The 23089-nt window shown below is 62.6% G+C and carries 22 protein-coding genes; 12 read left to right on the top strand and 10 right to left on the bottom strand.

What is annotated here, in order from left to right; translation table 11 throughout:
• Window positions 1-75: 75 nt before the first annotated feature.
• Genes mch through NKH36_RS11260 form a run of 4 tightly spaced genes read right to left on the bottom strand, consistent with a single transcriptional unit; the run spans window position 76 to window position 4058 of the window.
• Entirely contained in the window at window positions 76-1032 is a 957-nt protein-coding gene (gene mch, locus NKH36_RS11275) for a methenyltetrahydromethanopterin cyclohydrolase (RefSeq protein WP_352961858.1), read from the bottom strand.
• On the bottom strand, window positions 1029-2177 hold the full coding sequence (locus tag NKH36_RS11270; RefSeq protein ID WP_352961855.1) for an ATP-grasp domain-containing protein: 1149 nt from the start codon (window positions 2175-2177) through the stop codon (window positions 1029-1031). Before NKH36_RS11270 ends, mch begins: the two co-directional genes overlap by 4 nt.
• Entirely contained in the window at window positions 2155-3048 is an 894-nt protein-coding gene (locus tag NKH36_RS11265; protein WP_352961852.1) for an NAD(P)-dependent methylenetetrahydromethanopterin dehydrogenase, read from the bottom strand. Before NKH36_RS11265 ends, NKH36_RS11270 begins: the two co-directional genes overlap by 23 nt.
• 41 nt (window positions 3049-3089) lie before the next feature.
• Window positions 3090-4058, bottom strand: a complete 969-nt coding sequence (locus NKH36_RS11260) for a beta-ribofuranosylaminobenzene 5'-phosphate synthase family protein (protein WP_352961849.1) — start codon at window positions 4056-4058, stop codon at window positions 3090-3092.
• A 159-nt stretch (window positions 4059-4217) separates the two neighbouring features.
• On the opposite strand from NKH36_RS11260, the gene NKH36_RS11255 reads away from it, so the two are divergent.
• From NKH36_RS11255 to NKH36_RS11235, 5 genes are all read left to right on the top strand, one after another.
• Window positions 4218-4598 (top strand): 4a-hydroxytetrahydrobiopterin dehydratase, encoded by a 381-nt coding sequence (locus NKH36_RS11255; RefSeq protein WP_352961846.1) that lies wholly within the window; start codon window positions 4218-4220, stop codon window positions 4596-4598.
• Window positions 4599-4716: 118 nt separating this feature from the next.
• Window positions 4717-5823 (top strand): tungsten formylmethanofuran dehydrogenase, encoded by a 1107-nt coding sequence (locus tag NKH36_RS11250; protein ID WP_352961843.1) that lies wholly within the window; start codon window positions 4717-4719, stop codon window positions 5821-5823.
• The gene (locus tag NKH36_RS11245) at window positions 5817-7448 is read left to right on the top strand and encodes a formylmethanofuran dehydrogenase subunit A (RefSeq protein WP_352961840.1); all 1632 of its coding nucleotides are present in this window, start codon (window positions 5817-5819) and stop codon (window positions 7446-7448) included. The genes NKH36_RS11250 and NKH36_RS11245 overlap by 7 nt, the downstream gene beginning before the upstream one ends.
• Window positions 7436-8344, top strand: a complete 909-nt coding sequence (gene fhcD / locus NKH36_RS11240) for a formylmethanofuran--tetrahydromethanopterin N-formyltransferase (RefSeq protein ID WP_352961838.1) — start codon at window positions 7436-7438, stop codon at window positions 8342-8344. Before NKH36_RS11245 ends, fhcD begins: the two co-directional genes overlap by 13 nt.
• The gene (locus NKH36_RS11235) at window positions 8341-9150 is read left to right on the top strand and encodes a formylmethanofuran dehydrogenase subunit C (protein ID WP_352958908.1); all 810 of its coding nucleotides are present in this window, start codon (window positions 8341-8343) and stop codon (window positions 9148-9150) included. Before fhcD ends, NKH36_RS11235 begins: the two co-directional genes overlap by 4 nt.
• A gap of 58 nt (window positions 9151-9208) precedes the next feature.
• On the opposite strand, the gene NKH36_RS11230 is transcribed toward NKH36_RS11235, so the two are convergent.
• The 3 genes from NKH36_RS11230 to NKH36_RS11220 are packed head-to-tail and all read right to left on the bottom strand — an operon-like array spanning window position 9209 to window position 12777.
• Complete coding sequence (locus NKH36_RS11230) at window positions 9209-10033, bottom strand: alpha/beta hydrolase (protein WP_352958910.1); 825 nt, start codon at window positions 10031-10033, stop codon at window positions 9209-9211.
• A gap of 11 nt (window positions 10034-10044) precedes the next feature.
• Window positions 10045-11532, bottom strand: coding sequence for an NAD-dependent succinate-semialdehyde dehydrogenase (locus tag NKH36_RS11225; protein WP_352958912.1), 1488 nt, complete (start codon window positions 11530-11532; stop codon window positions 10045-10047).
• Between the two features lie 18 nt (window positions 11533-11550).
• The gene (locus NKH36_RS11220) at window positions 11551-12777 is read right to left on the bottom strand and encodes an iron-containing alcohol dehydrogenase (RefSeq protein WP_352958913.1); all 1227 of its coding nucleotides are present in this window, start codon (window positions 12775-12777) and stop codon (window positions 11551-11553) included.
• A 142-nt stretch (window positions 12778-12919) separates the two neighbouring features.
• Between NKH36_RS11220 and NKH36_RS11215 the strand changes: the two genes are divergently transcribed.
• Together NKH36_RS11215 and NKH36_RS11210 are read left to right on the top strand one after the other, a co-directional pair.
• Window positions 12920-13621 (top strand): GntR family transcriptional regulator, encoded by a 702-nt coding sequence (locus tag NKH36_RS11215; RefSeq protein WP_352958915.1) that lies wholly within the window; start codon window positions 12920-12922, stop codon window positions 13619-13621.
• 179 nt (window positions 13622-13800) lie between these two features.
• Window positions 13801-14394, top strand: coding sequence for a DJ-1/PfpI family protein (locus NKH36_RS11210; RefSeq protein ID WP_352958917.1), 594 nt, complete (start codon window positions 13801-13803; stop codon window positions 14392-14394).
• A gap of 86 nt (window positions 14395-14480) precedes the next feature.
• Here the strand turns inward: NKH36_RS11210 and NKH36_RS11205 are convergent, their stop codons facing one another.
• The 3 genes from NKH36_RS11205 to NKH36_RS11195 all read right to left on the bottom strand — a co-directional run bounded on the left by NKH36_RS11205 (window position 14481) and on the right by NKH36_RS11195 (window position 17758).
• Window positions 14481-16004 (bottom strand): xylulokinase, encoded by a 1524-nt coding sequence (locus NKH36_RS11205; RefSeq protein WP_352958919.1) that lies wholly within the window; start codon window positions 16002-16004, stop codon window positions 14481-14483.
• Between the two features lie 88 nt (window positions 16005-16092).
• Window positions 16093-17037, bottom strand: coding sequence for a shikimate dehydrogenase family protein (locus NKH36_RS11200; protein ID WP_352958920.1), 945 nt, complete (start codon window positions 17035-17037; stop codon window positions 16093-16095).
• A 79-nt stretch (window positions 17038-17116) separates the two neighbouring features.
• Window positions 17117-17758, bottom strand: a complete 642-nt coding sequence (locus NKH36_RS11195) for a glucose-6-phosphate isomerase (RefSeq protein ID WP_352958922.1) — start codon at window positions 17756-17758, stop codon at window positions 17117-17119.
• A 104-nt stretch (window positions 17759-17862) separates the two neighbouring features.
• Here NKH36_RS11195 and NKH36_RS11190 point away from each other — a divergent pair, with 104 nt between their 5' ends.
• The 5 genes from NKH36_RS11190 (at window position 17863) to NKH36_RS11170 (ending at window position 23085) form a co-directional block, all read left to right on the top strand.
• Window positions 17863-18642, top strand: coding sequence for an orotidine 5'-phosphate decarboxylase / HUMPS family protein (locus NKH36_RS11190; protein WP_352958923.1), 780 nt, complete (start codon window positions 17863-17865; stop codon window positions 18640-18642).
• The gene (locus NKH36_RS11185) at window positions 18585-19133 is read left to right on the top strand and encodes an SIS domain-containing protein (protein WP_352958924.1); all 549 of its coding nucleotides are present in this window, start codon (window positions 18585-18587) and stop codon (window positions 19131-19133) included. The genes NKH36_RS11190 and NKH36_RS11185 overlap by 58 nt, the downstream gene beginning before the upstream one ends.
• 226 nt (window positions 19134-19359) lie before the next feature.
• Window positions 19360-20832: an ABC transporter substrate-binding protein gene (locus NKH36_RS11180; RefSeq protein ID WP_352958925.1), complete on the top strand. Its 1473-nt coding sequence runs from the start codon at window positions 19360-19362 to the stop codon at window positions 20830-20832.
• A gap of 73 nt (window positions 20833-20905) precedes the next feature.
• Complete coding sequence (locus NKH36_RS11175) at window positions 20906-22042, top strand: carbohydrate ABC transporter permease (protein WP_352958926.1); 1137 nt, start codon at window positions 20906-20908, stop codon at window positions 22040-22042.
• A complete protein-coding gene (locus NKH36_RS11170; protein WP_352958928.1) occupies window positions 22039-23085 on the top strand; it encodes a carbohydrate ABC transporter permease in 1047 nt (348 codons plus the stop codon). The genes NKH36_RS11175 and NKH36_RS11170 overlap by 4 nt, the downstream gene beginning before the upstream one ends.
• The last annotated feature ends 4 nt before the right edge of the window (window positions 23086-23089 follow it).

Genomic DNA, 23089 nt, shown 5'->3' with positions numbered 1-23089 from the left:
GGATACCGGTATACCGACAGCGCGAGCGAGCGGTCCGGCGGGTGGATGACAGACGAATCATTGCACCGCCATGGTCTAACCGAGGCTCCGTTCGAGCATCGTCAGATCACGCTCGCCGGCGCGAAACGTATCGCCGGTCTCGATCGCCGTGACGATCACTTCGGCCGGGCTGAACAGCAGCGGATCGATGGCATAGAAATCACCCTTGAACCGCTTGAAGACCTCGGCGAACGGGTGGCCGTGGTCCCGCGAGGCGCGGCTCGGCAGTTGCTCCGCGAGCTCACGGGCGTCTTTCGACGAGCCTTTTACGAAGAGCTGAACGCTGCCGCCATAGATGATGGCGTCGTTGGTTCTGCCCATTGCGGTCAGGAAATCCGGGTGAGGGGCAGGGATAGGCGCCGTGCCGATGCCGTCGACGATATTGTCCAGCGGAAACTTGAGATCGTTGCTCTTGTGCAAGGCGACTTCGAGCGCGCGCGCAACGATCTGCACGCTGCCCGCAAGGCTTTGTGTTGGCGCATAAAGGAAGGTGAGCTTTTCGGTTGGCAATCCGGTTGCCCTGCCGACCTTCTCGACAATTGCTTGGGGCGGCGGTTCGGCCGTCTCGAGGATCAGTACGGCGGATGACGCCGTGTCGCGATAGGAAAGTGCTTCGAACAGCGGTTCGACGCGGGCGAGTGCCCGCGCCGGTCCCGATCCCATGGCGAAATAGCCCTGGCTCGACAGGTTCCAGCCCGCATACTGGCTGCCCAGGCAGGCAAGCACCGGCTGCGAAGATCGCACTTCGACGGTGAGCGGCCATTTCTGCGACGCGCGGTCCATGCAGACCGAAATGCTGCCGAGACCGCCCATCGCGGCTTCCGCCATGCGCAGCCCGGCCTCGACGCCGCCGGCGGCCTTGGCGCCGGCATCGATCAGGCACTCGCCCAATAGCCCCCTGGAAACGGCGATACGCAGGCGTTCGGCGTTGCCGATCATGCCGTCGATGATGCGCTGCGCATTGTCGTTCAGGAATGCCGAACCGTCTTTCATGTCCGGTCTCCTTCCCATTGGTGTTGCAATCGGCTGGCTTGTCCCTTGATGAGCCGTCTGGTCAAATCGGCGCTCGGACCGCGCGCGAAGATGGTGCAGACAGGATCGCCGGCGATCAGACGGGTGCCGGGCGACTGATGGTCCGCAGTCCATTCAGGCCAGGCAATCGATGGAAACTGGGCGATCGGCGCCGCGGCGTAGGTCACCATCGACGCCATCGAATCGACGAAGCGCGGCAAGTGGTAGGCCCTGCCTACCGCTGCACGCAGATGCGCTTCGATCAGTGGCGCGTCGGCATCGTCGAAGATGTCGAGTGTGGCGCCGGGCCTCGGGTTGATCTCGATGAGCTTGTAGCCATCCGGTCCGCGAATGAGGTCGGCGCTGCACAATCCAACCAGCCCGGCGCGGTGCGCCAGACCTGAAAGCCAGCCGCGGATCATCGCCGCCTGCCTGCGATCGAAACGTCTCAACCGCACGGCGCCGCCATAGCGATAGGGTGCTGCCGGGGCGGGGGACGCCCATTGTTGGCTGAAGCCGACGATGTCAGCGCTATGGCCGTCGCCGACGAACAGGGCCGAGACACTGCGGCCGGCAATGAAACGCTGGAAATAGCGGCCGCCAGGAGCCTGACACTGTAATATCGGGGTTTCTCCGGCGGCCCGTCTGATATGCGTGCCGCCCGCGCCGCCCGCGGTCTTGACCACCCAGTTCTCCGGATCGGGCGGCTGGTCCCATCGGAATTCCGGATGCGGGATGCCGAGTTCGGCGCAATCGGCGGCCAGCAATTGCGGGTCCTTGATCCTGCGGATCGCCGCGCCGCTATTGCCGGCGAGCGGAAAATGGCGCGCGATCTCGTCGACGGTCTCGGTCATCCGCTCGAAGCCCGAGCCCAGGACAATCGCGACCGGCTGGTCGTCTCCTGCCAGTTGCTGAAGCGTTTCGATGATGCGCTCGCCGTCGATGCCGGCTTGCAGGTCGCCCGGAAGCATCGTCGCGCGCTCGGCGAGCGCGACCGTGTCGGTGTCGCAAAAGAAATCGGCGACCAGCGGACGATAGCCGGCGCGGCGCGCAGCGGCAGCCAGCGCCCGGCCTGAAATCGCCGCGATCAGGAGAGATCCGGCGTTATTTGGCGATCTCGCGTGCAAGGGAAAATGCTTCCTGGAAATCGAGCGTGATGGTTTTTTCGGATTCGATCATTCTTTTGAAGAGGCCGAATTCGACCTTGTATTTCACGTTGCCGATGGCGAGCGGACCAATGCCGACAGCTTTTGCCGCTTCGAGCGGATCGCCATTGGCATTGACGGCCACGCCTTCGATGCCGGCCGGCGGGACCGCATTGACATCGGCGGCAATGAGCAGGCCGTCGCCTTTCAACTGGGCTTTCGAGACCACCTGGACGCCGGCCTTGGCGCACGCCAGGATCACTTCGCTCGCCTCGACCAGCTTCGTCTTGCGGGCGTCGCTCGACCCGTCGGCGGCATCTACGGCGATCTTGAATCGGCTTTTGATCTCGGCCGCGATCTGCTTGACCCTTTCGATGCCGTCATGGCCGACAAGCGTGACCCGGGCGCCTTCTCTGGCGGCGAGGACGGCGGTGCAGAAGCCGACGACGCCGGTGGCGCCGAAAACAGCGATCCTTGTGTCCTCCAGCCCGCGCTCGAATTTCTTCTCCAGCGCTTTTTCGACCTTGGCCACCATCGCTGCGGCTGTGGTGAATGAGCCGGCCGGATCGGCGAATACCGAAACCTGGAAAGGCGGCACCATCGCCTTTCGCGCTGCGTCGAACATGTCGAGCGCCAGCGAGGCATCCTTGCCGGCGATGAAGATGCCGGTATCGACGCCCGCATCGGGCGGGCGCGAAAAGATCGCGTCCTGCACGAGGCCTGTCACCTCGCCGAGGCTTACATCGACATAGGGAACGACGGCGTCGAAGCCTGCATCGAGCGCCATGTTCACGTCGAAAGGGCTCATGTGCTTCAACGGCGTCAGCATGTGCAGGATATGTTTGCGGGCCATTTCTCGCCTTTCTTCTTGAACCTGATCGTGTTGCCGAGCCGTCAGCTGCCGACGAGATCAAGTTTGGTCGAACTGATCTTCGCGCCGGAATTCCGGCCCTTGATGATCCTGATCTCGATGCCGTGCTCAACTGTCTGCTGAACCGCGCCGACGAACCTGACTGCGGCGTCTTGCGATGGGGCGAAGGCAAACCCTGTTGGCCCCCACGAGCTCTGGCCGATGCCGACGGCGCCCGCTTCATCGAGATCGTGGGCCACCCTCTCGACCCGCTTCGAGGTGAACACGCCACCTTGCGCCGGGGCGAAATGGGTGCCGATCAGCATCTGGATCGCGGCGACGGCGGCGCCGAAGGCTGGAAGGTCGTGCTCGATCAAAGCCGGCATAATGCCCATCAGCACCCGACGGCAGATTTCTCCGCTCCCGGACGCCGGAAAGGGCGGCAGCGAACGAAACGCCGCGATTTCGGCATCGCCATGCAGTCCATGCCCGCCACGGTCGAGGATCAGGATGACGCGCCACTCTTCCGGAAACGGCAATCGCGCCAGGACCGGCGGCGGCCTGCCGCTGTCGTCCTTGCCGGCGTCGACAATGACGCCACCGCGTTCGAAACTGGCGATGCCGATGCCGGATCGGCCGCCGCGCTCGAGCAGGGTCGCGTCGCCCCCGATATCGAGAGGCAGGTTGTGGAGCGTGCGCAGCGCCGAGGCGACGGCAAGGGCGATCTGCGTGCCAGAACCCAGGCCGGCATGGCTCGGGATCGACTGTTCGACCACCAGACGGTGCTGGCCGCGAATGCCAAGATGGCTGCAGAGCGTCGACAAATGCTCGGCGGCGCGCCGGCTCTCCGGGCCTTCGACGACGGTTTCGCTGGATCGCGACAGGGTGACGACGGTTTCGGGTTCGCTCAGCGGCAGCCCGACGCTGCCGAAGCGACGTCCGGTATCGCCGCTGAGATCGAGGAAGCCAAGATGCAGGCGGGCGGGCACTCGTATGGTAACAGAATTCGACATCTACCCCCCGATGGGTGCATCATAGACGCATCATGGAAGTTTAGGTGCCCATCGCCATGATAGCTGTTTTCGTCGAAGGGGCAAGCCGGAGAGAATGCATTCGTTTTATCTGTTTTGGCCCGGGCGCGAAGACAGACCGGGTAATTCGCGGAGGTCGAGATGAACGAGACGCTTAAGGAAAAAGTCTATTCTGAAGCCGAGATTGCCGACCGGCTCGAGAAGGAGCTGCCGAAATGGCGCTACGAGAACGGCTGGATCCGGCGCAAATACAAGACCCACAGCTGGAAATCGACACTGATGGTCATCAACACGGTCGGCCATCTCGCCGAGGCGGCGTGGCACCATCCCGACATCACGGCGTCCTATGCCTGGGTCGAGGTGCGCCTGATGAACCACGCAGCGAAGGGCATCACCGACAAAGACTTCGAGCTGGCCAAAAAGATCGAGGATGTCGTCCAGTGGCAGCCGGCCAAGGAAGGCGGCGCGCTGGAGGGCACTCCGCCGACCGATCAGCGCTTCGCTTACATCAAATATGATTAAGCGCAGTCGGAATTTGTTGATGGCGTAAGAAAACATTCGCTAATCTGCTGACAGGCGGGGTTCACGGCCAATCCAGTTTCGTCTAGGATCAAGCCGGCACCAGAAAGTAGCGTAGTGAATGGCGGTTGCTTGGATCGGCAACCGGGAAACGCTGGTCGAGCGCGCGGCTGCACATGCCGCCGCGCTGTTGGGGTCGAGCCGGTGCCCGGTTTTCAGCTTGGATACGGATATACACGGCACCAGGGCGGCGATCGCGCTGGCTGAGCGGGTTGGCGCGGCATACGATCATGCCGATGGTGCTGCACTTTCCCGGGAGATCGCGCTTTTTACCGACAGAGGCGCGATGACCGTGGCGCCCGGCGAGACGCGCCGGCGCGCCGACGTCGTGGTGATTGTAGGCGAACTCCCGCAAATCCATCATCAATTTGTCGGCGAACTCGCTGAGACGGTTCCCGATCTCTCGGCCCCCGATCTCTCAGGCAAGAATCAGCGCGAAATCTTTCTGGTCGGGTCGAACGGGGCGTCTGCGCCGCCGTTGAGCAACGGGCGGACGGCGACGCTCCTGTCCTGCGGAGAGGCAAGCCTCGGCGCGACACTGGCGGCTCTGAGGGCGCAGTGGAGGGGGCGCCAGACATCGCAGCCGGTGTCCAATTTCGACGATTTCGCCAAAGCCCTGGAGGCTGCGCATTTTCCCGTCTTCCTGTTTTCAGGCGACGCAACCGAAGGGCTGGCGCTGGAGATGCTGCAAGGACTGATCACTGATCTCAACCGCAAATCACGCGCATCCGGCCTTCATCTGCCGGCAAGCGAAAACGGATGGGGTAGCGCGCTCGCCTCGACCTGGATGACAGGTTTTCCGCTGCGCACCGGCTTTGCGCGCGGCGTCCCGGAATTCGATCCCTGGCGTTACGATGTCGCGCGCACGATCGCTGCCGGCGAAGCCGACCTGCACCTGCGGATCTCTTCCTCTATTGTCCAGCCGCAGAAGAAAAAGAACCGTATGGCGCTGATCGCCCTGGCGAAAACGCAGAAGCCGGTCGCGGGCGCTGCGGTCACCATCGCCATCGGCGAAGCGGGCGTCGATCACGAGGCGGTGGTCTATTCCAGCCGCACCGGTTCGCTAAGGTCGATCGATGCGCGAGCGGCGTCCGAACTGCCCTCCGCTGCGACTGTCATCCGCCTGGTTGCCAGTCATGTCTCCGCCGAGGCCGCGTTGCCATGCTGACGAAAATTGCGGGCGGCGACGTCATCGATCCGGTCAATGGCCGTCTCGGCAAGGGCGACCTCTGGATCAGGGACGACAAGATCGTTGCGGCGCCGGTGGGGAGCGCTGCCGACCGGACCATCGACGCTGCCGGCTGCATCGTGATGGCGGGCGCCATCGACATCCATTCCCACATCGGTGGCGGCAATGTGAATACGGCACGGCTGCTCTTGCCCGAGCAGCATGCCGCGCATCAGGCGCGGCCAGCGACGACGCCGCTTTCCAATGCCGGCTGGTCGACCTTCCAGACCGGCTGCCTCTACGCCAAGATGGGTTTCACCACGGTCGTCGAACCGGCGATGTCGCCGGGAGCCGCACTTCACACCCATCTCGAACTGGCCGACATCCCAATCATCGATAAGGCGACGCTCGCCATTCTCGGCAACGACGATTTGCTGCTGTCGATGATCCGCGACGACGCTTCGTCTCAAATGATCGAGGACTATGTCGCCTGGACCGTAGCCTCGACACGGGCGCTTGGGGTCAAGGTGATCAACGCCGGTGCAGCGGCCGCCTTCAAGGAAAACGTCCGCACCTTCTCGCTGGACGATGTGGTGCCTTCCTATGGCGTCAGCTCGCGCAAGATCGTCAAGACGCTGCAGGCCGCCGTCGACAGCCTTGGCGTCCCGCATCCTCTGCATGTCCATTGCAACAATCTGGGCAGCCCCGGGTCGGCGGATACGGCGGCCGCGACGATCGCAGCGGCGGAAGGCTTGCCGCTGCACCTCGCGCATCTCCAGTTCTACGGCTATGGCACGGAAGGCAAGCGCAGGTTTTCCTCGGCCGCGGCGCGTCTTGCCGAAGTGGTCAACGCGACGCCGGAGGTCACCATCGACATCGGCCAGGTGATGTTCGGCCAGACGGTCACGGTCTCCTCTGACGTCATGCGGCAGTTTTCGGCGCGTGGCAGTGCGCACCCGAAGAAATCCGTCATTCATGACGGCGACGGCAATGGCGGCGGCATCGTGCCCTACAGATATGGCAAGGATTTCTATGGCAGCATGCAGTGGGCGATCGGGCTCGAGCTTTTTCTCCTGATCGACGATCCCTGGCGTGTCTTCTTCACCACCGATCATCCCAACGGAGCACCCTTTACCGCCTATCCGGCTCTGTTCGAGCTGCTGATGAGCCGGGAAGCGCGCGCCGAAATGATTGCCGGACTTCCAAAATCCGCCATTGCGCTCTCGACCCTGGCTGCAATCAACCGCGAATACACGTTCGAGGAAATTGCCATCATGACGCGCGCCGCCCCAGCCAAGCTGCTCGGGCTGACGGACCGGGGCCATCTCGGCGCCGGCGCCATAGCCGACATCGCTGTCTACCGCAGGGACGGGAGTATCGCGAAAATGCTGGGGCAGGCGGCGTATGTCTTCAAGGATGGCGATCTCGTCGTGCAAGACGGAGAGATCACCCATTACCGTTGGGGCAAGGCGCTCAGGCTCAATCCGTCGCCGGACAAGGCGATGGTGCGGCGTCTGGAGGACTATCACCAGCAGCGCTACGGCCTATCGCTGGACTGGTTCAATTTTCCAGATTCCGCGATTGCGCGCGAACAGCCATTCCGCGAGGTGGCATGCCGAATGTGAGCGTAAATGGCATAACGATCGACGATACCTTTGCCGAGGCCTTCGGCATGCGCGCGACCGCCATCATCATCACCGCGCCGAACCGGAAATGGGCGCGCCAGGCGGCGATCACGATGACCGGCTTTGCCACCTCGGTGATCGGCTGCGGCTGCGAAGCGGCAATCGATGTCGAACTGCCGCCATCGGCCACACCGGATGGCCGGCCCGGCTGCCGCGTGATGATTTTCGCGATGGGAACAGACGAGCTGCAGAAACAACTGCTCAATCGCGTCGGCCAGTGTGTCTTGACTTCGCCGGGTTCCGCCTGCTTCGCTGGACTGGAGGGCAGCGCCGAGTTGAAGCTCGGTTCGGCGCTGCGTTATTTCGGCGATGGCTGGCAGATATCCAAGAAAATCGGCGGCAGGCATTTTTGGCGCGTTCCAGTCATGGACGGCGAATTCCTGTGCGAAGCGACGACCGGGCTGACGAAGGGTGCCGTCGGCGGCGGAAATTTCTTCGTCATGGCTGAAAGCAGCGCCAAGGCCTTGGTTGCCGCAGAGGCCGCGGTTGCTGCGATAGGCCTGGTGCCCGGCGCGATCGTGCCGTTTCCGGGCGGCATCGCTCGTTCGGGTTCCAAGATCGGTGGTAAATACAAGGGCATGATCGCCTCGGCCAACGAAGCCTACGCGCCGACACTGCGCGGTGTTGTCAGGAGTGAGCTCGGTGCCGACATCAATGCCGTCCTGGAAGTCGTCATCGACGGCGAGACCAACGATGCCGTTGCCGCCGCGATGAAGGCCGGCATCAAGGCGGTCCTCGAGCTTGGGCCGCAGCGAGGCGCGGTTCGCATAAGCGCCGGCAATTACGGCGGCAAGCTCGGCAAGTTCATCTATTCGCTGAAGGATATGCTGCCGTGAAAGCGCTGACCTTCACCCTTGTCGCCGAGCCGCCCGAGCGCCTTGACCTGTCGCCGCTGACGCCGGAGCGGCTTGCCGGGATGGAAAGGCGCGATATCGAAAAAATCCAGATCGGCATGTCGAAGCACGGATCGAAGGTCGGCGATATCTTTCGCGTCGCCGGCAACGATCCGCTGGACATCGTGTTCGAAGGTGGAAGCACGCGCCTCGACCGCGTGGCGGAAGGCATGCGGGGCGGTTCGGTTCGTGTCGCCGGTAATGCCGGCGCCCAGGCCGGGCGCGCCATGCGTGGCGGCACGCTCACGATCGAAGGCAATGCAGGCCCGCACGCCGGCTCCGGCATGCGCGGCGGCAGGCTTGAAATAACAGGCAACGCCGGTGATCACCTTGGGGCGCCGCTCGCCGGGGAGCTGGCCGGCATGAATGGCGGCGTGCTGATCGTCAGGGGCAAAGCCGGCGCTTTTGCCGCCGACCGCATGCGGCGCGGCCTGATCGCCGTGCTGAAAGGCTCAGGCGACAATGCCGGCAGCCGCATGATCGCCGGCACGCTGGTGGTGGCCGGCGGCAGCGGCGAGATGCCCGGCTATTTGATGCGTCGCGGTTCGATCCTGCTCGATCGGGCGCCGAAAAGCCTGTCGCCGAGCTTCGTCGAATGCGGCGCGCCGGAGAGTGTCTTCGCCGCTATCATCGATCGCCATCTGATCGCCGAGGGTATTTTGAAACGGCCGCTTCTGGGCATCGCGCCGCAGAAATATGGCGGTGACAACGCGGTGCTTGGAATGGGTGAGGTTCTTTTCCCTCGCTAAGGCGTTCGGCAGACGGCATTGCGGTTAAGCCGCCATGGCCGGTATGTCTGCGGGAGGGTTAGCGGCTGTCGTTGGCAATCAGTTTCGTCAGGCAATCACCCGCCTGGCTCTCAGGCACGCCGAGATCTCTGACACTGTCCATGTGGTTGCGGTTCGTGAGAACAAGCGACGTTACCGGCGAACCCTGCTGCAGCAGGTTCTTCTTGAATCGATCTGCTTGCTGATGGAAAGGCGCCGTCTCATTGGCTCCGACCAGAACCGTCGCCTTGGTTTGAGGATCATGCCGATAGGCAAGAGGTGTAAACATGGCGACTTCCTCATCGGTGATTCCAATCTCGTTGGCGAGAAAGGAGTTCTGGAGCGGTTTCAAATCGTAGAGCCCGCCGAGCAGAAGAGCTGCCCGCACATTCGAGGGAGTATTCTCGCTGTTGAACAGAAACGTTGAAAGATGTGCTCCGGCCGAATGACCGCTGACAGTCAGTTCTGCCGGGTTTCCGCCATGGTCGGCGATATGGGCCAGAACCCACTGCTTGGCGCGGCGCACCTGGTCGACGATCGTAGCCATTCTGACCTTGGGCATCAGAGCATAGTCGACGATGACGGCAATCGCACCCGCCTGGGTAATCGTCGTCGCGACGTATGAGTAGTCGCGCTTGGAGAACATTCTCCAGTAGCCGCCATGGATAAACATGTGCACCGGCAGGCCGCTTCTTTTGCCCGAGGGAAAGAACAGGTCAATGGTTTCGGTCTGATCCGGCCCGTAGGCCACGTCCGCAGCCATTGCAATGGTTGCGCGAACGGCCTCGCTGCGGTGAACGATGTCCTGCACGATTTTGTCAAAATCCGCGACGTGGACGCGGATGCGGAACGGATCGCTTTGCACTCTTCCTCCGCTCAGATGCTGATGGCGAGGTATTTCGCCTCCATGAACTCGGCAATGCCGTGATGCTGGCCGCCCTCGCGGCCGAGGCCGCTCTGCTTGACCCCACCGAAGGGTGCTGCCGGATCGGACATCAAGCCGCGGTTGAGAGCGATCATCCCGGCTTCGATCTTGGATGCCACCCGCATTCCACTTGCAAGATCGCGCGTGTAGATGTAGGCGGCAAGACCGTATTCGGTGTCGTTGGCGCGCGCGATGACTTCGGCTTCCGTTTCGAATCTGGAGATCGGCGCCACCGGCCCAAAAATTTCCTCGTGTGCCATCTCCGCCTCGGCCGGGACGTCGCAGAGCACGGTCGGCGGATAATAGTATCCCGTTCCCGAGCCTGCCTTGCCCCCGCACAGCACCCGCGCGCCACGGGCGACAGCATCGTTGACCAGACGGTCGATCTTGTCGACGGCCTTCCTGGTGACCATCGGCCCGCACTCCGTGGCCGCGTCCGTACCGGCGCCGATCTTGAGTGCTGACATCCGCCTGGCGAGGCTTTCGCCAAAGGCATCGTAAACGCCAGACTGGACATAGATGCGGTTTGCAGCCGTGCAGGCCTCGCCGGCGTTGCGCATCTTCGCCACCATCGCCCCATCGACCGCCGCGTCGAGGTCCGCGTCATCGAACACAAGGAATGGCGCGTTGCCGCCAAGTTCCATCGAACACGAAACCACGTGCTTTGCCGCCTCGGCCAGCAGAACGCGCCCGACACCGGTCGAGCCGGTAAAGGAGAGTTTCCGCACCCGCGGATCGGCCAGCATCGCGGCCGTCACAGGGACGGGATTGGAGGTCGTCAGAACGTTCACCACACCAGGCGGAACGCCTGCTTCCTGGTAGAGCGCGGCAAGCGCGTAGGCCGTGAGCGGGGTCTCGCTGGCTGGCTTCAAAATTACCGTGCAGCCGGCAGCCAAGGCGGGCGCGATCTTGCGCGTCGCCATGGCGGCAGGGAAGTTCCAGGGCGTGACAAGGACGCAGATGCCGATGGGCTCGTAGTCGACCACGATCCGGTTCGTGCCGGAAGGCGCCATACCGAATTCACCGGTGATGCGAACGGCTTCCTCGGCATTCCAGCGAAAGAATTCCGCAGCATAGGCGATCTCGCCACGCGCGTCCCGGAGTGCCTTGCCGTTTTCCAGCGAGATCAGGGTTGCCAGCGTCTCGGAACGTTGCGTCATCAGCTCGAAGCAACGTCTAAGGATTTCGGACCGCTTGCGGGGTGCCGTTGTGCGCCAGCCATCGGCGGCCTTGGCCGCAGCCTCCACGGCGGCTGCGGCATCTTCGATCGTCGCATCGGGAACGGCGGCGATCACCGCCTCCGTGGAAGGGTCCACGACCTGGATTTCCCTGCCGTCGGCGGATTGCCTCCATTGGCCGCCGATATACAAGCCGTGGGAGAATCTATGGAAGTCGGCAGTGTCCTGATCGTCCTCCAGCACCTGATGGGATATGTTCATGGCCTGCTCCCCGATTGCTCACATGACGTAGGTGGCGAGGTCGCCATCATAGGCTGCCTGGATCAGGCCCCGCATGGCTGCCAGATCGAATGGCCGCGGATTGTTCTTGATGAGACGGTCAATGCCAAGCGCCTGTTCGGCCGTCCAATCGAGCTTGTCGGCGGGAAGCCCGAGCTTGGCCAGCGAAGGCGTGATCCCGATCGCTCCAAACAGCCGGTCGATCTCGTCGATCGTCGCGTCGGCCATCTCACCGGTACTCCGGTCCCTCCCCTCGAGACCAAGGGCGAGGCCGATCTCGGCCATCTCGGCGGCCGCGGCGGCCCGGTTGTACTTCATGACATACGGCAACATAGTGGCGACACCCAGCCCGTGAGCGGTGTGGGTAAGGGCGCCGACCGGATATTGCACCGCGTGCGCCGCCGCCGTTCCGGCCGTACCGAACGCACAGCCGGCAGCAAGCGCGCCCATCATCACATCGGCCCGAGCGTCCTCGTCGGCGGGGTCGCTGTATGCCTTCTCGAGACTGCGGCCAAGCAGCTTGATCGCGAGCAGCGCAAAATGATCGGTCAGCGCGCTCTTTCCGATGAAGACATGCTTCTGCGGCAGGCTAGGGTCAGTGCCGCGCCTGACGGCGGTAAAAGCCTCGATCGCATGTGTCAGCGCGTCTGCGCCTGCGATCGCCGTCAGTCCCGGGGGACATGTCATCGTCAGTTCCGGGTCGCAGATGGCGGCTGCCGCGATCAGATGCGGGCTGGAGATGCCAACCTTCAAGGTGCGATCCGGATCCGAGATCACCGCGACAGGGGTCACTTCCGAGCCGGTACCGGCTGTCGTTGGCACCGCGATCACCGGCAGCGTCGGACCAGGCGCCTTGAACTCGCCATAGTAGTCCTGGAGGAGGCCGCCGTGACTGATGAGCAACGCGGCGCATTTGGCCATGTCGAGACAACTGCCGCCGCCGATGCCGATCACCATATCCGGCGCGAACTTCCGCGCCTCCTCTACGCAGACGGCAACCGTGTCTCGGGGGACGTCGGGCAGCACGCGGTCATGCACGAGTACGTCTATCGATGCGCGTTCGAGCGCCGCCATGATCTCTGCGAAGCCGACAGTCGCGGCAAAGCGCTCGTCCGTGCAGACAAGCGCGCGACGGCCCAGCCTGGCCGCAACGGTTGGAATGACATGGCGCTGGCCCTTCCCGAAGAGGATCTCACGCGGCAGCCTTATTGCAGCGAAAAGGCTCATGTTCAGCATCTCTCGATGATGTTGGGAGTGGAAAGCGAAAGCTCGTTGAGGTCCAAAAACTATCCTCTATTAAATCGTATAGGATATAGGATTGTATTGTGCGAAGCATCGTGTTAGCCAGTGATCCTGTCAAGAGGCAAAGATGCAGGTCACGAACTTAAGCAATGCCCGAGAAGTCGGCCCCGCTAGCGGACGCATCCAGCGATCCAACAGCCTGGTGGAGGACGTGTATGAAGCGATCTTCGCGCAACTCATGTCGCTGAAGATCGCGCCTGGCTCACGGATCACCGTCGACAGTCTGGTCAAGGAGCTCGAAGTATCCCACACGCCAATCCGTGAAGCGCTTGGCCGCCTGGAAGGCGAAGGCCTTGTGCTGAAGACACATTTGATCGGCTACCGCGCCGCGCCGCAGATAACCAAGCGCCGATTTGACGAACTCTATGAGCTTCGCCTGCTGCTCGAGCCGCATGGGGCCGCCAAAGCAGCCGCATTGATGGATGAGACGAAACTTGCGGTGCTTCGGGAGTCCGCAGGGGGCATGGCGCGCCGCGAAGGCAAGGATGAACGCCTGCGTTACTCCAACTTTGCGCGGCAGGACGCCATTTTCCACGACAGGATCATGGAATTTGCAAACAATGACCTCGTGCGCCAGACGCTCGCGTTCCAGCATACGCACTTCCACATCTTCCGCCTGATGTTCCATTCGCGCGTCACCGAGGAAGCGCTCGACGAGCATGAGGCCATCCTGGCCGCCTTCGCTGCCTCCGACCCCGCTGCGGCGGAACAGGCGATGCGCCGTCATATCGAGCATTCTCGTGATCGTTTGTTGCTGGCGTTCGATTGAGGCTGGCACGATGTTCGTCACCGTCGGGAGCGGCGCCGTCAAGCTGAATGCACCGTTGATCAATGCAAGCAAACGCCCGCGCGGATTCCCTTTTCTGAGACCCGCGCCGCCGGGCGAGCGCAATCCCCGCCCGCCTTCCATTCACAAAACCCTTCCATTCACAAAACGAGGAACCGACCATGCCAGGCAAGAAAATACTGATGCTGACCGGTGAGTTCACCGAAGAATATGAGATCTTCGTCTATCAGCAGGCGATGGAGGCCGTCGGCCACATCGTCCACGTTGTCTGCCCTGACAAGAACGCTGGAGACCTGATCAAGACGTCGCTTCACGATTTCGAAGGTGACCAAACCTACACCGAAAAACCGGGCCACTACGCTTTGCTGAACAAGACCTTTTCGGAGGCGGAAAAACAGCTCGACCAGTATCATGCCGTGTATTGCGCGGGCGGTCGTGGCCCCGAGTACATCCGCACGGACAAGCGCGTGCAGGCAATCGTCCGCCATTTCCACGAAAACAGGAAGCCGATCTTTACGATCTGCCATGGCGTCCAGATCCTGATCGCGGTCGACGGGGTCGTCCGTGGCAAGAAAGTCGGTGCGCTGGCTGCCTGCGAGCCGGAAGTGACCCTCGCCGGCGGAACCTATATCGACCTGTCGCCGACCGAGGCCTATGTCGACGGAACGATGGTCTCGGCAAAGGGCTGGACCGCATTAGCCGCATTCATCCGCGAGTGCCTGAAGGTGCTGGGAACGGAAATCCGCCACAACTGACTCAATCGTCCGATGCATTCCAGACGGGATGCGTCGTGATTGCCAGGTCTGTCGCTCCAGGCAGGGCTCGGCAGGCCTGAGATGCATCACGGCTGCGTCGGCCGCGTCGCCGCCGCCAGCGTGTCGATGTCGTCGTAGAGCGCCTGGCTGTGATAGTAGAGCTTGTCGAAAACGGGTTGGGTGCGCCTGTAGATCTCGGCCCATCTGGGGTCCGGCAGGATTTCGGCGCCGTAGCTTACGAAGCGCTCGGCCGCCTGTTCGACGCGCGAGAAGCGGCCTGTCGCCGTCGCGGCCATCGCGGCACAGCCGACAATGCCGCATTCAGGCTCCCGCGGAACCAGGATCGGAATGTTGAAGGCACTGGCCTTGATCTTCAGCCAGAGTTGGGTGCGCGCTCCGCCACCCGCGGCGATAACGCGCTCCAGCGGCTTGTTCGACGCGTGTTCCATGATGCGAATGTGGCGCGTCATGGCAAAGGCGATGCCTTCAAGGATCGAGCGGTGCAGATGCTCCATGCCATGCGCGGCGCCCAATCCGAAGAACTGTGCGCGGGCGTTGCGATGGCGTCCCAGGCGCTCGCCAGTGAGAAAGGGCATGAAGAGCAATGCGTCGCAACCGGCGGGCGCCTCGGCGGCACGGGCGACGATCTCGTCATAGGACAGGGCGGTGCCGTGGAAGGCCCGGCGTGCCCAGCGCATCCCGTCGCCGCCAGTCTCCAGCAGCACGAATTGCGCCCAGTTGCCTTCGATCGTCGCAACGTTTGAGATTTCCGGGTCAAGCAGCGGCCTCTCCGCGATCACCGTGATGATGGCGCCCGTGCCGGTGCTGTCGGAACCCATTCCCGGGCGACAAGCGCCCGAACCGAGCAGTGCCACCGGATAGTCGGCGCCGCCGACAAGCACGGGGGTTCCAGATCGCAGGCCGGTGTCGCGCGCAGCCTGTTCGGTGAGGTGGCCGACGACATCGAGCGGGTTGCGGATCGGCGGCAGCTTGGCGGCGTCCAGACCCATGCGCTCGATCATCACCGGCGACCAGTCAAGCCGCTCTGGGTTCATCAGGAAGCTGCAGGACGCATCGCCTCTATCCATGGCAATCTCGCCGGTCAGCCGGTAGTTGATGTAATCCTTCGGCATGATGGCGACTGCGCTGCGGGCGTATGCGGCGGGATCGTTGTCTCGGACCCATTGCAATTTGAACCCCGGCCATGCGGGGGTCGGCGTGTTGCCGCTTTCGGGCAGGTAGCTGTCCGGCTCGTTCGCTTCCTCGAAGCGACGTACGAGATCGATGGTGCGCTTGTCGTTCCAGAGCGGTGCCGTGTCACGAACCAGCGCTCCGTGCGCGTCGAGCAGGACCAGCCCGTGCATCTGCCCGCAGACGCAGATGGCGGAGATGTGTTCGCGGGCACCATCGACGCGGTCCAGCACCGTCTTGACGCTCGCTCGCGCACCCTCCCACCAGTCGACCGGCCGCTGTTCTGCCCAGCCGAATTCCGGCACGATCTGATCGTGCTCTCGCGACGCAAGTTCGAGGATCTTGCCGGTGACATCGATCAGTGCGGCGCGGACGCTGCCGGTGCCGATATCGATGGCGAGGAAAAGCTCGCCGGTCATTTCGAGAGAGTCCTCAGATGGGCAAACATGTGATCCTCTGTCTATCGATCAGAGCGAGCGCGGCGTGACGAGAATGGGTTCCACGGCATTAGCCTTTCGCCGCTTCGATGGCGATGCGCGACATCTCGTCGAAATCCGGCCCCGACACCAGGATCGCGATGTCGAAAACCTCTGCGATCACCTGCGTCCAGCCATGCAGGAAATACGTCCAACCGTCCTCGATCTGCAACTGCTGTCCGGCCTGCTGCCACCTTGCCTGGTCGAGGAAGATCAGGTCGCCGCGATAATTGAGGTCCCAGGCAATGCCGCGCTTGGGGAACACGCCGCCATCGGTGATCGGCGAGCCTGGGGCGTCCTTGCCAAGTCCGGTCGCGTTGATCACCAGCGAGCCTGGTTTCAGCGCCGCCAACGCCTCATCATTGATCTCGGGTCGGTCCGCCAGGACATACTCGATGTCGACCGTCGACATCACGCCTCTGTGGATACGCTCGATTTCGTCGAGACGCGGCTGCGAACGGTCGGTGACAATGATGCGCGAAGGTCCACGTTCCTTGCGCATCAGGTGCCAAGTGATCGCAATCGTCGATCCGCCGGCGCCCATCGACAGGACTTCCGCACCGGTGTCCGCGAAGTATCCCGCCGGGATGAAACCATCCATCGCAAGGCCCGAAGAGATCGGATCCTTGGCATGGCAGATGAGTTTTCCGCCCCGCTTCGACAGGCAGCTGGTCTCGTGCATCAGGCGAGCATGCGGATCAATCACGTCGAACAGGTCGCGCGCCGCGTTGAAGAGATCGATCTTGTGCGTGGTGACGAGCGCGCCAAGCGACAGCGGGTCGGATTTTATGAAGGAGACGACCTCACGGTAGGCCTCCGGATCAGCATGGAGCGGAAAGTCGATGCCCTTGAGAACCGCATCCTTCAGACCGAGGTGGCGCGCCCATGCTGGGAAAACCCGCATGATCGAACTGCTCGTCGTCGTGACGCCGATAAAATAAAATGTCGGCTGGGTAGCCGGCCGACAGCGGCTCATTTGCCGGTCTCCCGGATTTCCGTCGCTCGCAGCGCCGCCGCAGCAGTGCGAAGTGAAGCAGCGATCTCGAAGGGAGCCTTCATGCCCGCACCGTGCGGGATCGTTGCCCATAGAGGGCGGAGATCAGCTTCGCGTCACGCGGTCGCCAATCCGGGTTGTCGACTTCCCTCCAGCCTCCATCGCCGGCGACGACGCGCGAGCGCATGCCTCCCGATTTTGCGATGATCTCGTAGTCCTGACCTGAATCGGCGGGATAGCAGAACAGCATCACCAGGTCGTCTTCCCCGACATTGATCGAGCGGTGGATCCAGAACGGGGGGACGTAACAGACGGTCTGCGCATCGACCGGCACGATCCGGACCTCGCCCTCCGGCGATTCCATCAGCATGAGGCCGCGGCCTTTCTGACCGTAATAAATTTCGGGCCGGTCGGCCTGCTTGTGGATATGACCGCGCGTTATGAAATACTCGTTGCCGACCTTGCCAGGCACCATGCGCGTGACGCCGAAAATCAGATCGCCCGACTGCTCGGTCGGCCGGAACTCGGAGACCTCGTAGACGATGCGCTCGCCCCATGTCGCACGCATGGCTTCGAACGCCGCGGCATCGGCGTAGAGCTTGTCCAGATCGCGGAAGCGTTTCTGGTAGCTGCCGGTTGCATTTTCCATCGCACCAGTCGACAGATCGACCTTGCATCCCATGGGCTCAAACAATCTCGTCAAGGACTGCCTCCATATCGCATTGCTGTTGGCGTCGGCGCTGATCATGCCCCGCACCTCCTGCTTTCAACAAGAACTTGCTTTGCAGGGTACGATTTGCTCTCCCTATGCAGACCAGCCTGGAGGTTGCTGGATTATGGCAGATTTCGACCACGAAGCACACGACAGCAGGTTGGGCGTTGTCGTCATGCCGCATCCGCTGTCTTAAGCAATCCGAGAGAACCGCCTTGCTCCTCCAAGTCGCCTTCGACAAGCCTGAACACCTGGCCCTGCTCCCGCAGATGAAGGCGTTCGCCGATATTATCGAGATCGGCACGCCGTTGCTGAAACGCCTTGGCCTCTCTGCCATCACCACGGCGCGCGAGCTCTGCCCTGAAGTCATGGTGTTGGCTGACACCAAAACCGTCGACGGCGGCCAATTCGAGGCGGATATGGTATTCGGCGCCGGGGCCGCGTTCATGACGGTGCTGTCGTGTGCTTCGTCCGCCACGCATGAGGCGGTGGGAAAACGTGCCGCCGCCTTCGGCGCGACGGTCATCGTCGACACCATCACCGAGTCGGGCAAGGCAGAATTGCTTCCCTTGAATGCTGTCTTCCCCGAAAGCTTCGGCTACATCGCGATCCACTCGCCAACCGATGCGCGGCTGGCGGGCAACACCTCCTCGTCACATATCGACGCTGTGAGAAAGATGCACGATCGCGGCTTTCTGGTTTCGCTCGCCGGCGGGATCGGCCCCGACACGCTGGAAGCAGTGATCGCAGTCGAGCCCGAAATCCTCGTGGTTGGCAGCGCCATTACAGAATCCGCAAGCCCGAAAGAGATAGCACGATGGATTCGCGACAGATTGCCCAATCCAGGCCGTGGCTGGCCGTGGGACAGGAGATAACCGACCTTCTTGGCCGGATCGACGTTGACGCCTTTGCAAGGCTGGTGCAGGCGTTCGATGACTCCGATCAGCGATGGTTCTTTTCCGGGCAGGGGCGTTCCGGCCTTGTCGCGCAGATGGGCGCGATGCGCTTCATGCACCTTGGCCGAACGGTGCATTTCGTCGGTGAGGTATCGGCGCCGTCGATCCGCAAGGGCGATGCGCTGCTGATCATCTCCGGCTCTGGAGAGACACCGGTCAGTACAGGCTTTGCCCGCATCGCCAAGGCGGAAGGCGCCAAGATCGTTACGCTGACGCATAAGCCAGCGGGGACCTTGGCCGGCATTGCCGACGTCACGCTGCATATACCCATCGAGGAATCGAAACAGTTTGGCGGCAGCCTGTTCGAGCAATCCTGCCTGATCCTGCTCGACAGCATGGTGCTCGGCCTGGCGCAGCAGATATCCGGCGCGCACAAGCTGATGTTGTTCCGCCACACCAACTTGCAGTGACTGCGCACCCTCGGGTCACGCCCGAGGGCGTGCTTTTGGGCGACATGCATTAGCCGGGAAGCCCCGGGGCACCTCACCTTCCGTTGCGGCAAGGCACTGGACTCGCTGTGCGATGCCGATATTGTGCTTGAGGAGCGTTGGTGCCGTGCTCTGGCGACGGCAGCCGACGGGGAGATACCGGCGGCTTGGTTCGGAACAGGTCCCGGTCAATATGGGAGGAAGTCTGATGAGAATTGGGACCTTTCTGGCTGGCGTCTCGGCTTTTGCCGCGCTGGTTGGCGCACCTGCCTTTGCGCAGGACAAGCCGTTTGCGGGAGTTACCGTGAACGTCATTACGCAGACCGGTGCGATTCAGGAGCCGCTGCAGAGGCGCGCTCCCGAATTCGAAGCGCTCACCGGCGCCAAGATCAATGTCATCGCGGTGCCCTTCTCGGATCTCTATCAAAAGATCCTCACCGACTGGGCCAGCGGCACCAACTCGGTCGACGCCGGCGTGTTCGCCCCGCAATGGATGGTCGACTACATCGCCGGCGGCTACCTCGAGGACCTGACGCCGCGGGTCGAGGCCGACAAGGACATCCAGCAGGAGGATGTGGGCGCGTTCTTCCGGGACTTCTCCGAGAAGTACAGCGGCAAGACCTACATGATCACGCTCGATGGCGACTTCCATATGATGTACTACCGCAAGGACGTGCTGGAAGCGGCCGGCCTGGCGGTGCCGAAAACCTGGGACGAGTATCTCGAAGTCGCCAAGGCCACGCATGGCAAGGACATGAGCGGCGATGGCACGCCGGATTTCGGTTCGTGCATTGCCAAGAAGCGCAACGCGCAGAGCTACTGGTTCGTCACCGATGTGGTCGGCTCAATGACCCAGTCCAAGGGAACCAGCCAGGGCACCTTCTTCAACACCAAGGACATGACGCCACTCGTCAACAACGACGCCTTCCGCAAGGCGCTCGACTTCCTGTCTGAATCGACCAAATACGGCCCGCCGGACGAGCTGAACCTCGATGTCAGCGACACAAGGCCGCTCTTCGCTTCCGGCCGCTGCGCGCTGAACCTCGACTGGGGTGATGTAGGCACGATCTCGATCGACCCGGCCCAGTCCAAGGTAATGGGCAAGTGGGGCGCGGCGATCATGCCCGGATCCAAGGAGGTCCTGAACTGGGACACCGGCAAGCTCGAGGCCTGCACGGCAGAAAACTGCCCACACGCGATCGACGGCGTGAACCACGCACCATTCGCCGCTTTTGGCGGCTGGGGCGGCGGCATCAACGCGGCGGCCGATCCGAAGGTAAAGGACGCCGCCTACGCCTACTTCTCGTTCATGACGCAGCCGGCACAGTCGAACGCCGACGTGACCGTCGGCGGCACCGGCTTCAACCCGTATCGCACCTCACAGCTCAGCTACAGCGACCTTTGGAAGAAGGCCGGGATGAGCGAGGAGGAGGCTAAAGTCTACCTGGGCGCGATCAATGACAGCATGAGCAGCCCGAACATGATCCTCGACCTGCGCATCCCACAGAATCAGAAGTACCAGCAGGTCGTGCTCGACGAGGCGGTGTCGCGCTTCCTCGCCGGCGAAATCGACAAGGAAGCGACCGTCGCGGCGGTCGAGGAAGGGTGGAATGAGCTGAACGAAGAGATTGGCAAAGACGAGCAGCTCAAACTTTACAAAGCGACAATCGGCGCCAAATAGGCGCTAGGCAATCGGCCCGGCGTGGCATCGGTCCGCGCCGGGTCTCATGCCTGCCCCACTTTCCCAGGATATGATGACCGCAACCGACATTATGCCAGAAGCTGCCGACCGCCGCAGCTGGGCCGAATGGCTGGACGGCCACTCGGGCCGGATCATGGTGCTGCCTGCCGTCGTCGTGCTTCTCTGCTTCGCGATTTTTCCGCTCATCATCTCGGCCTATCTCGCGCTTTCGCGCTTTGCGCTCGCGCCGGGCGGATTCACGCTGAAATTCATCGGACTTGTGAACTTCCGCAAGCTGCTGGTCGGCTCGCAGCAGTATCACCTGCTCGGCAAGTTTGGCACGTTCGGCTTTGTCCAATCCGTTTTGCTGGCGTTGATCGCGGCAGGGCTGTTTTTCCTCCTCGCCCGCTACTTGTTGCGTGGCAGGCCGACCGTCGTCGGCACGGTTGGTCGGCTTCTCGCGACGGCAATGGCGATGGGGCTGGCGGCGCTTGCGCTGGCCACCATGGCGCCGGGCGGCGTGCCAGGGACTGTCGTCAACACGCTTCTCTACGTGTTCGTCGGCGTGTCCGTGCAGTTCGCACTGGGGCTCGGCCTCGCGCTCCTCTGCGGCCAGCCTATCCGCGGCAGGAATTTCTTTCGTGTCCTCTTCTTCATCCCGCTGATGGTAACCCCGGTCGGCATCGCCTACACGTTTCGCATGCTTGCCGACATGCAGAAGGGGCCCTTCGCCCCGCTCGTGCGCGCTTTCGGCATCAGCGAGTGGTCGTGGGCCACAGAGGCCTGGTCGGCGCGACTCATGGTGTTGGTCGGCGACACCTGGCAGTGGACACCGTTCATGTTTATCGTGCTGCTGGCGGCCATTGAGAATCAGCCTCGCGATCAGGTCGAGGCGGCGCGGCTCGACGGAGCCAACGGCTTCCAGATTTTTCGCGACATTACCTGGCCGGCGATCGCGCCGATTGCTGCTACCGTCGTGCTGATCCGGCTCATCGAGGCTTTCAAGATCATCGACCTGCCGAACGTGCTCACCGGCGGCGGCCCTGGCCTGGCGACGGAATCGATGACGCTCCATTCCTTCATTTCCTGGCGCACCCAGGATCTCGGCGGCTCGGCCGCTGTCGGCTACATGCTCCTGTTCATCTCGACCATCGTATGCGTCTCGTTCTTCAACTTCGTGGTCCGGCCGGCGCGCCGGTTCGAAGCATGAGCGCCGAGCCGCGCTCCCTGGCGCGCCGGCTGTTCGAGCCGGCCTCGATCGACAGCCAGGCGCCGGTCGCCAGGATCGTGACGTATGCGCTGCTGTTCCTGTGGACGCTCGTTGTGGTGGTTCCTCTCTACTGGGTGTTGATCACCTCCTTCAAGGGACCTGGCGAGGTCGACAACGGGCCGTTCTATCTCCCGTTCGTCGACTTTGCCCCTTCGCTGCAGGCATGGGATTTCATGCTCGTGCAGAATTACACACTGCGCCCTTATATGAATTCCGTCGTCGTCGCGGTGGCCAGCACGCTACTCGCAGTCCTGATCGGCTCGCTGGCGGCCTACGCGCTCGTGCGTATCCGCTTCCAGGTGAAGCTCGCCGCCGTTGCGATCTTCTTGATCCTGCTCACCGCAATCATCGTGGCGGTGGCCACTTTCGGCGTGCGGTGGGAGATCGCCATTGTCGTGGCGACGGCTCTCTTCATCATTGCGCTGTTCACGCTCGTTGGGCGCACGAAGCATGCGGTCGGCAATAACGACATTGAGTTCTGGATCATCTCGAACCGTATCATGCCGCCGATCGTCGCCGTGTTGCCGATCTACGTGATGTTCCAGCAGATGCGCCTGCTTGACACGCAGGTGGCGTTGATCGCCACCTACACCGCCATCAACCTGCCGATCGTCGTGTGGCTGACGCGCGATTTCTTCGCCGGCATCCCGCTCGACCTTGAGGAGAGCGCACAGATAGACGGAGCCTCCAAGTTTCGCGTGTTCTTCACCATCGCGCTGCCGCTGGTGCGATCCGGCTTGGCCGCGACCTTCCTGCTGGTGCTGATCCTCGCCTGGAACGAGTATCTGCTGGCCCTCTTCCTCTCCAATGCCGATGCGCAGACGATGCCGGTGCTGGTATCGGCACAGAACACGACCCGCGGGCCGCAATGGTGGAACATGTCGGTGTTGATCACTGTGATGATCGCCCCCGTGATCGTCATCTCCAGCATCCTGCAGAAGCACATCGCGCGCGGGCTGCTGGTCGGCGCAGTGAAGGGCTAGTCGA

It is taken from the genome of Mesorhizobium sp. M1312, from assembly GCF_040318115.1.
Classification (GTDB): domain Bacteria; phylum Pseudomonadota; class Alphaproteobacteria; order Rhizobiales; family Rhizobiaceae; genus Mesorhizobium.
The sequence above is the reverse complement of the archived record's forward strand: the minus strand, read 5'-3'. Positions and strand labels throughout refer to the sequence as shown.

Coding starts and splice junctions, on each gene's coding strand:
- mch (WP_352961858.1), bottom strand. CDS start 1,032: ATGAAAGACGGTTCGGCATTCCTGAACGACAATGCGCAGCGCATCATC.
- NKH36_RS11265 (WP_352961852.1), bottom strand. CDS start 3,048: ATGGCCCGCAAACATATCCTGCACATGCTGACGCCGTTGAAGCACATG.
- NKH36_RS11260 (WP_352961849.1), bottom strand. CDS start 4,058: ATGTCGAATTCTGTTACCATACGAGTGCCCGCCCGCCTGCATCTTGGC.
- NKH36_RS11255 (WP_352961846.1), top strand. CDS start 4,218: ATGAACGAGACGCTTAAGGAAAAAGTCTATTCTGAAGCCGAGATTGCC.
- NKH36_RS11250 (WP_352961843.1), top strand. CDS start 4,717: ATGGCGGTTGCTTGGATCGGCAACCGGGAAACGCTGGTCGAGCGCGCG.
- NKH36_RS11245 (WP_352961840.1), top strand. CDS start 5,817: ATGCTGACGAAAATTGCGGGCGGCGACGTCATCGATCCGGTCAATGGC.
- fhcD (WP_352961838.1), top strand. CDS start 7,436: ATGCCGAATGTGAGCGTAAATGGCATAACGATCGACGATACCTTTGCC.
- NKH36_RS11225 (WP_352958912.1), bottom strand. CDS start 11,532: ATGAACATATCCCATCAGGTGCTGGAGGACGATCAGGACACTGCCGAC.
- NKH36_RS11220 (WP_352958913.1), bottom strand. CDS start 12,777: ATGAGCCTTTTCGCTGCAATAAGGCTGCCGCGTGAGATCCTCTTCGGG.
- NKH36_RS11215 (WP_352958915.1), top strand. CDS start 12,920: ATGCAGGTCACGAACTTAAGCAATGCCCGAGAAGTCGGCCCCGCTAGC.
- NKH36_RS11210 (WP_352958917.1), top strand. CDS start 13,801: ATGCCAGGCAAGAAAATACTGATGCTGACCGGTGAGTTCACCGAAGAA.
- NKH36_RS11205 (WP_352958919.1), bottom strand. CDS start 16,004: ATGACCGGCGAGCTTTTCCTCGCCATCGATATCGGCACCGGCAGCGTC.
- NKH36_RS11200 (WP_352958920.1), bottom strand. CDS start 17,037: ATGAGCCGCTGTCGGCCGGCTACCCAGCCGACATTTTATTTTATCGGC.
- NKH36_RS11190 (WP_352958923.1), top strand. CDS start 17,863: ATGCAGACCAGCCTGGAGGTTGCTGGATTATGGCAGATTTCGACCACG.
- NKH36_RS11185 (WP_352958924.1), top strand. CDS start 18,585: ATGGATTCGCGACAGATTGCCCAATCCAGGCCGTGGCTGGCCGTGGGA.
- NKH36_RS11180 (WP_352958925.1), top strand. CDS start 19,360: ATGAGAATTGGGACCTTTCTGGCTGGCGTCTCGGCTTTTGCCGCGCTG.
- NKH36_RS11175 (WP_352958926.1), top strand. CDS start 20,906: ATGACCGCAACCGACATTATGCCAGAAGCTGCCGACCGCCGCAGCTGG.
- NKH36_RS11170 (WP_352958928.1), top strand. CDS start 22,039: ATGAGCGCCGAGCCGCGCTCCCTGGCGCGCCGGCTGTTCGAGCCGGCC.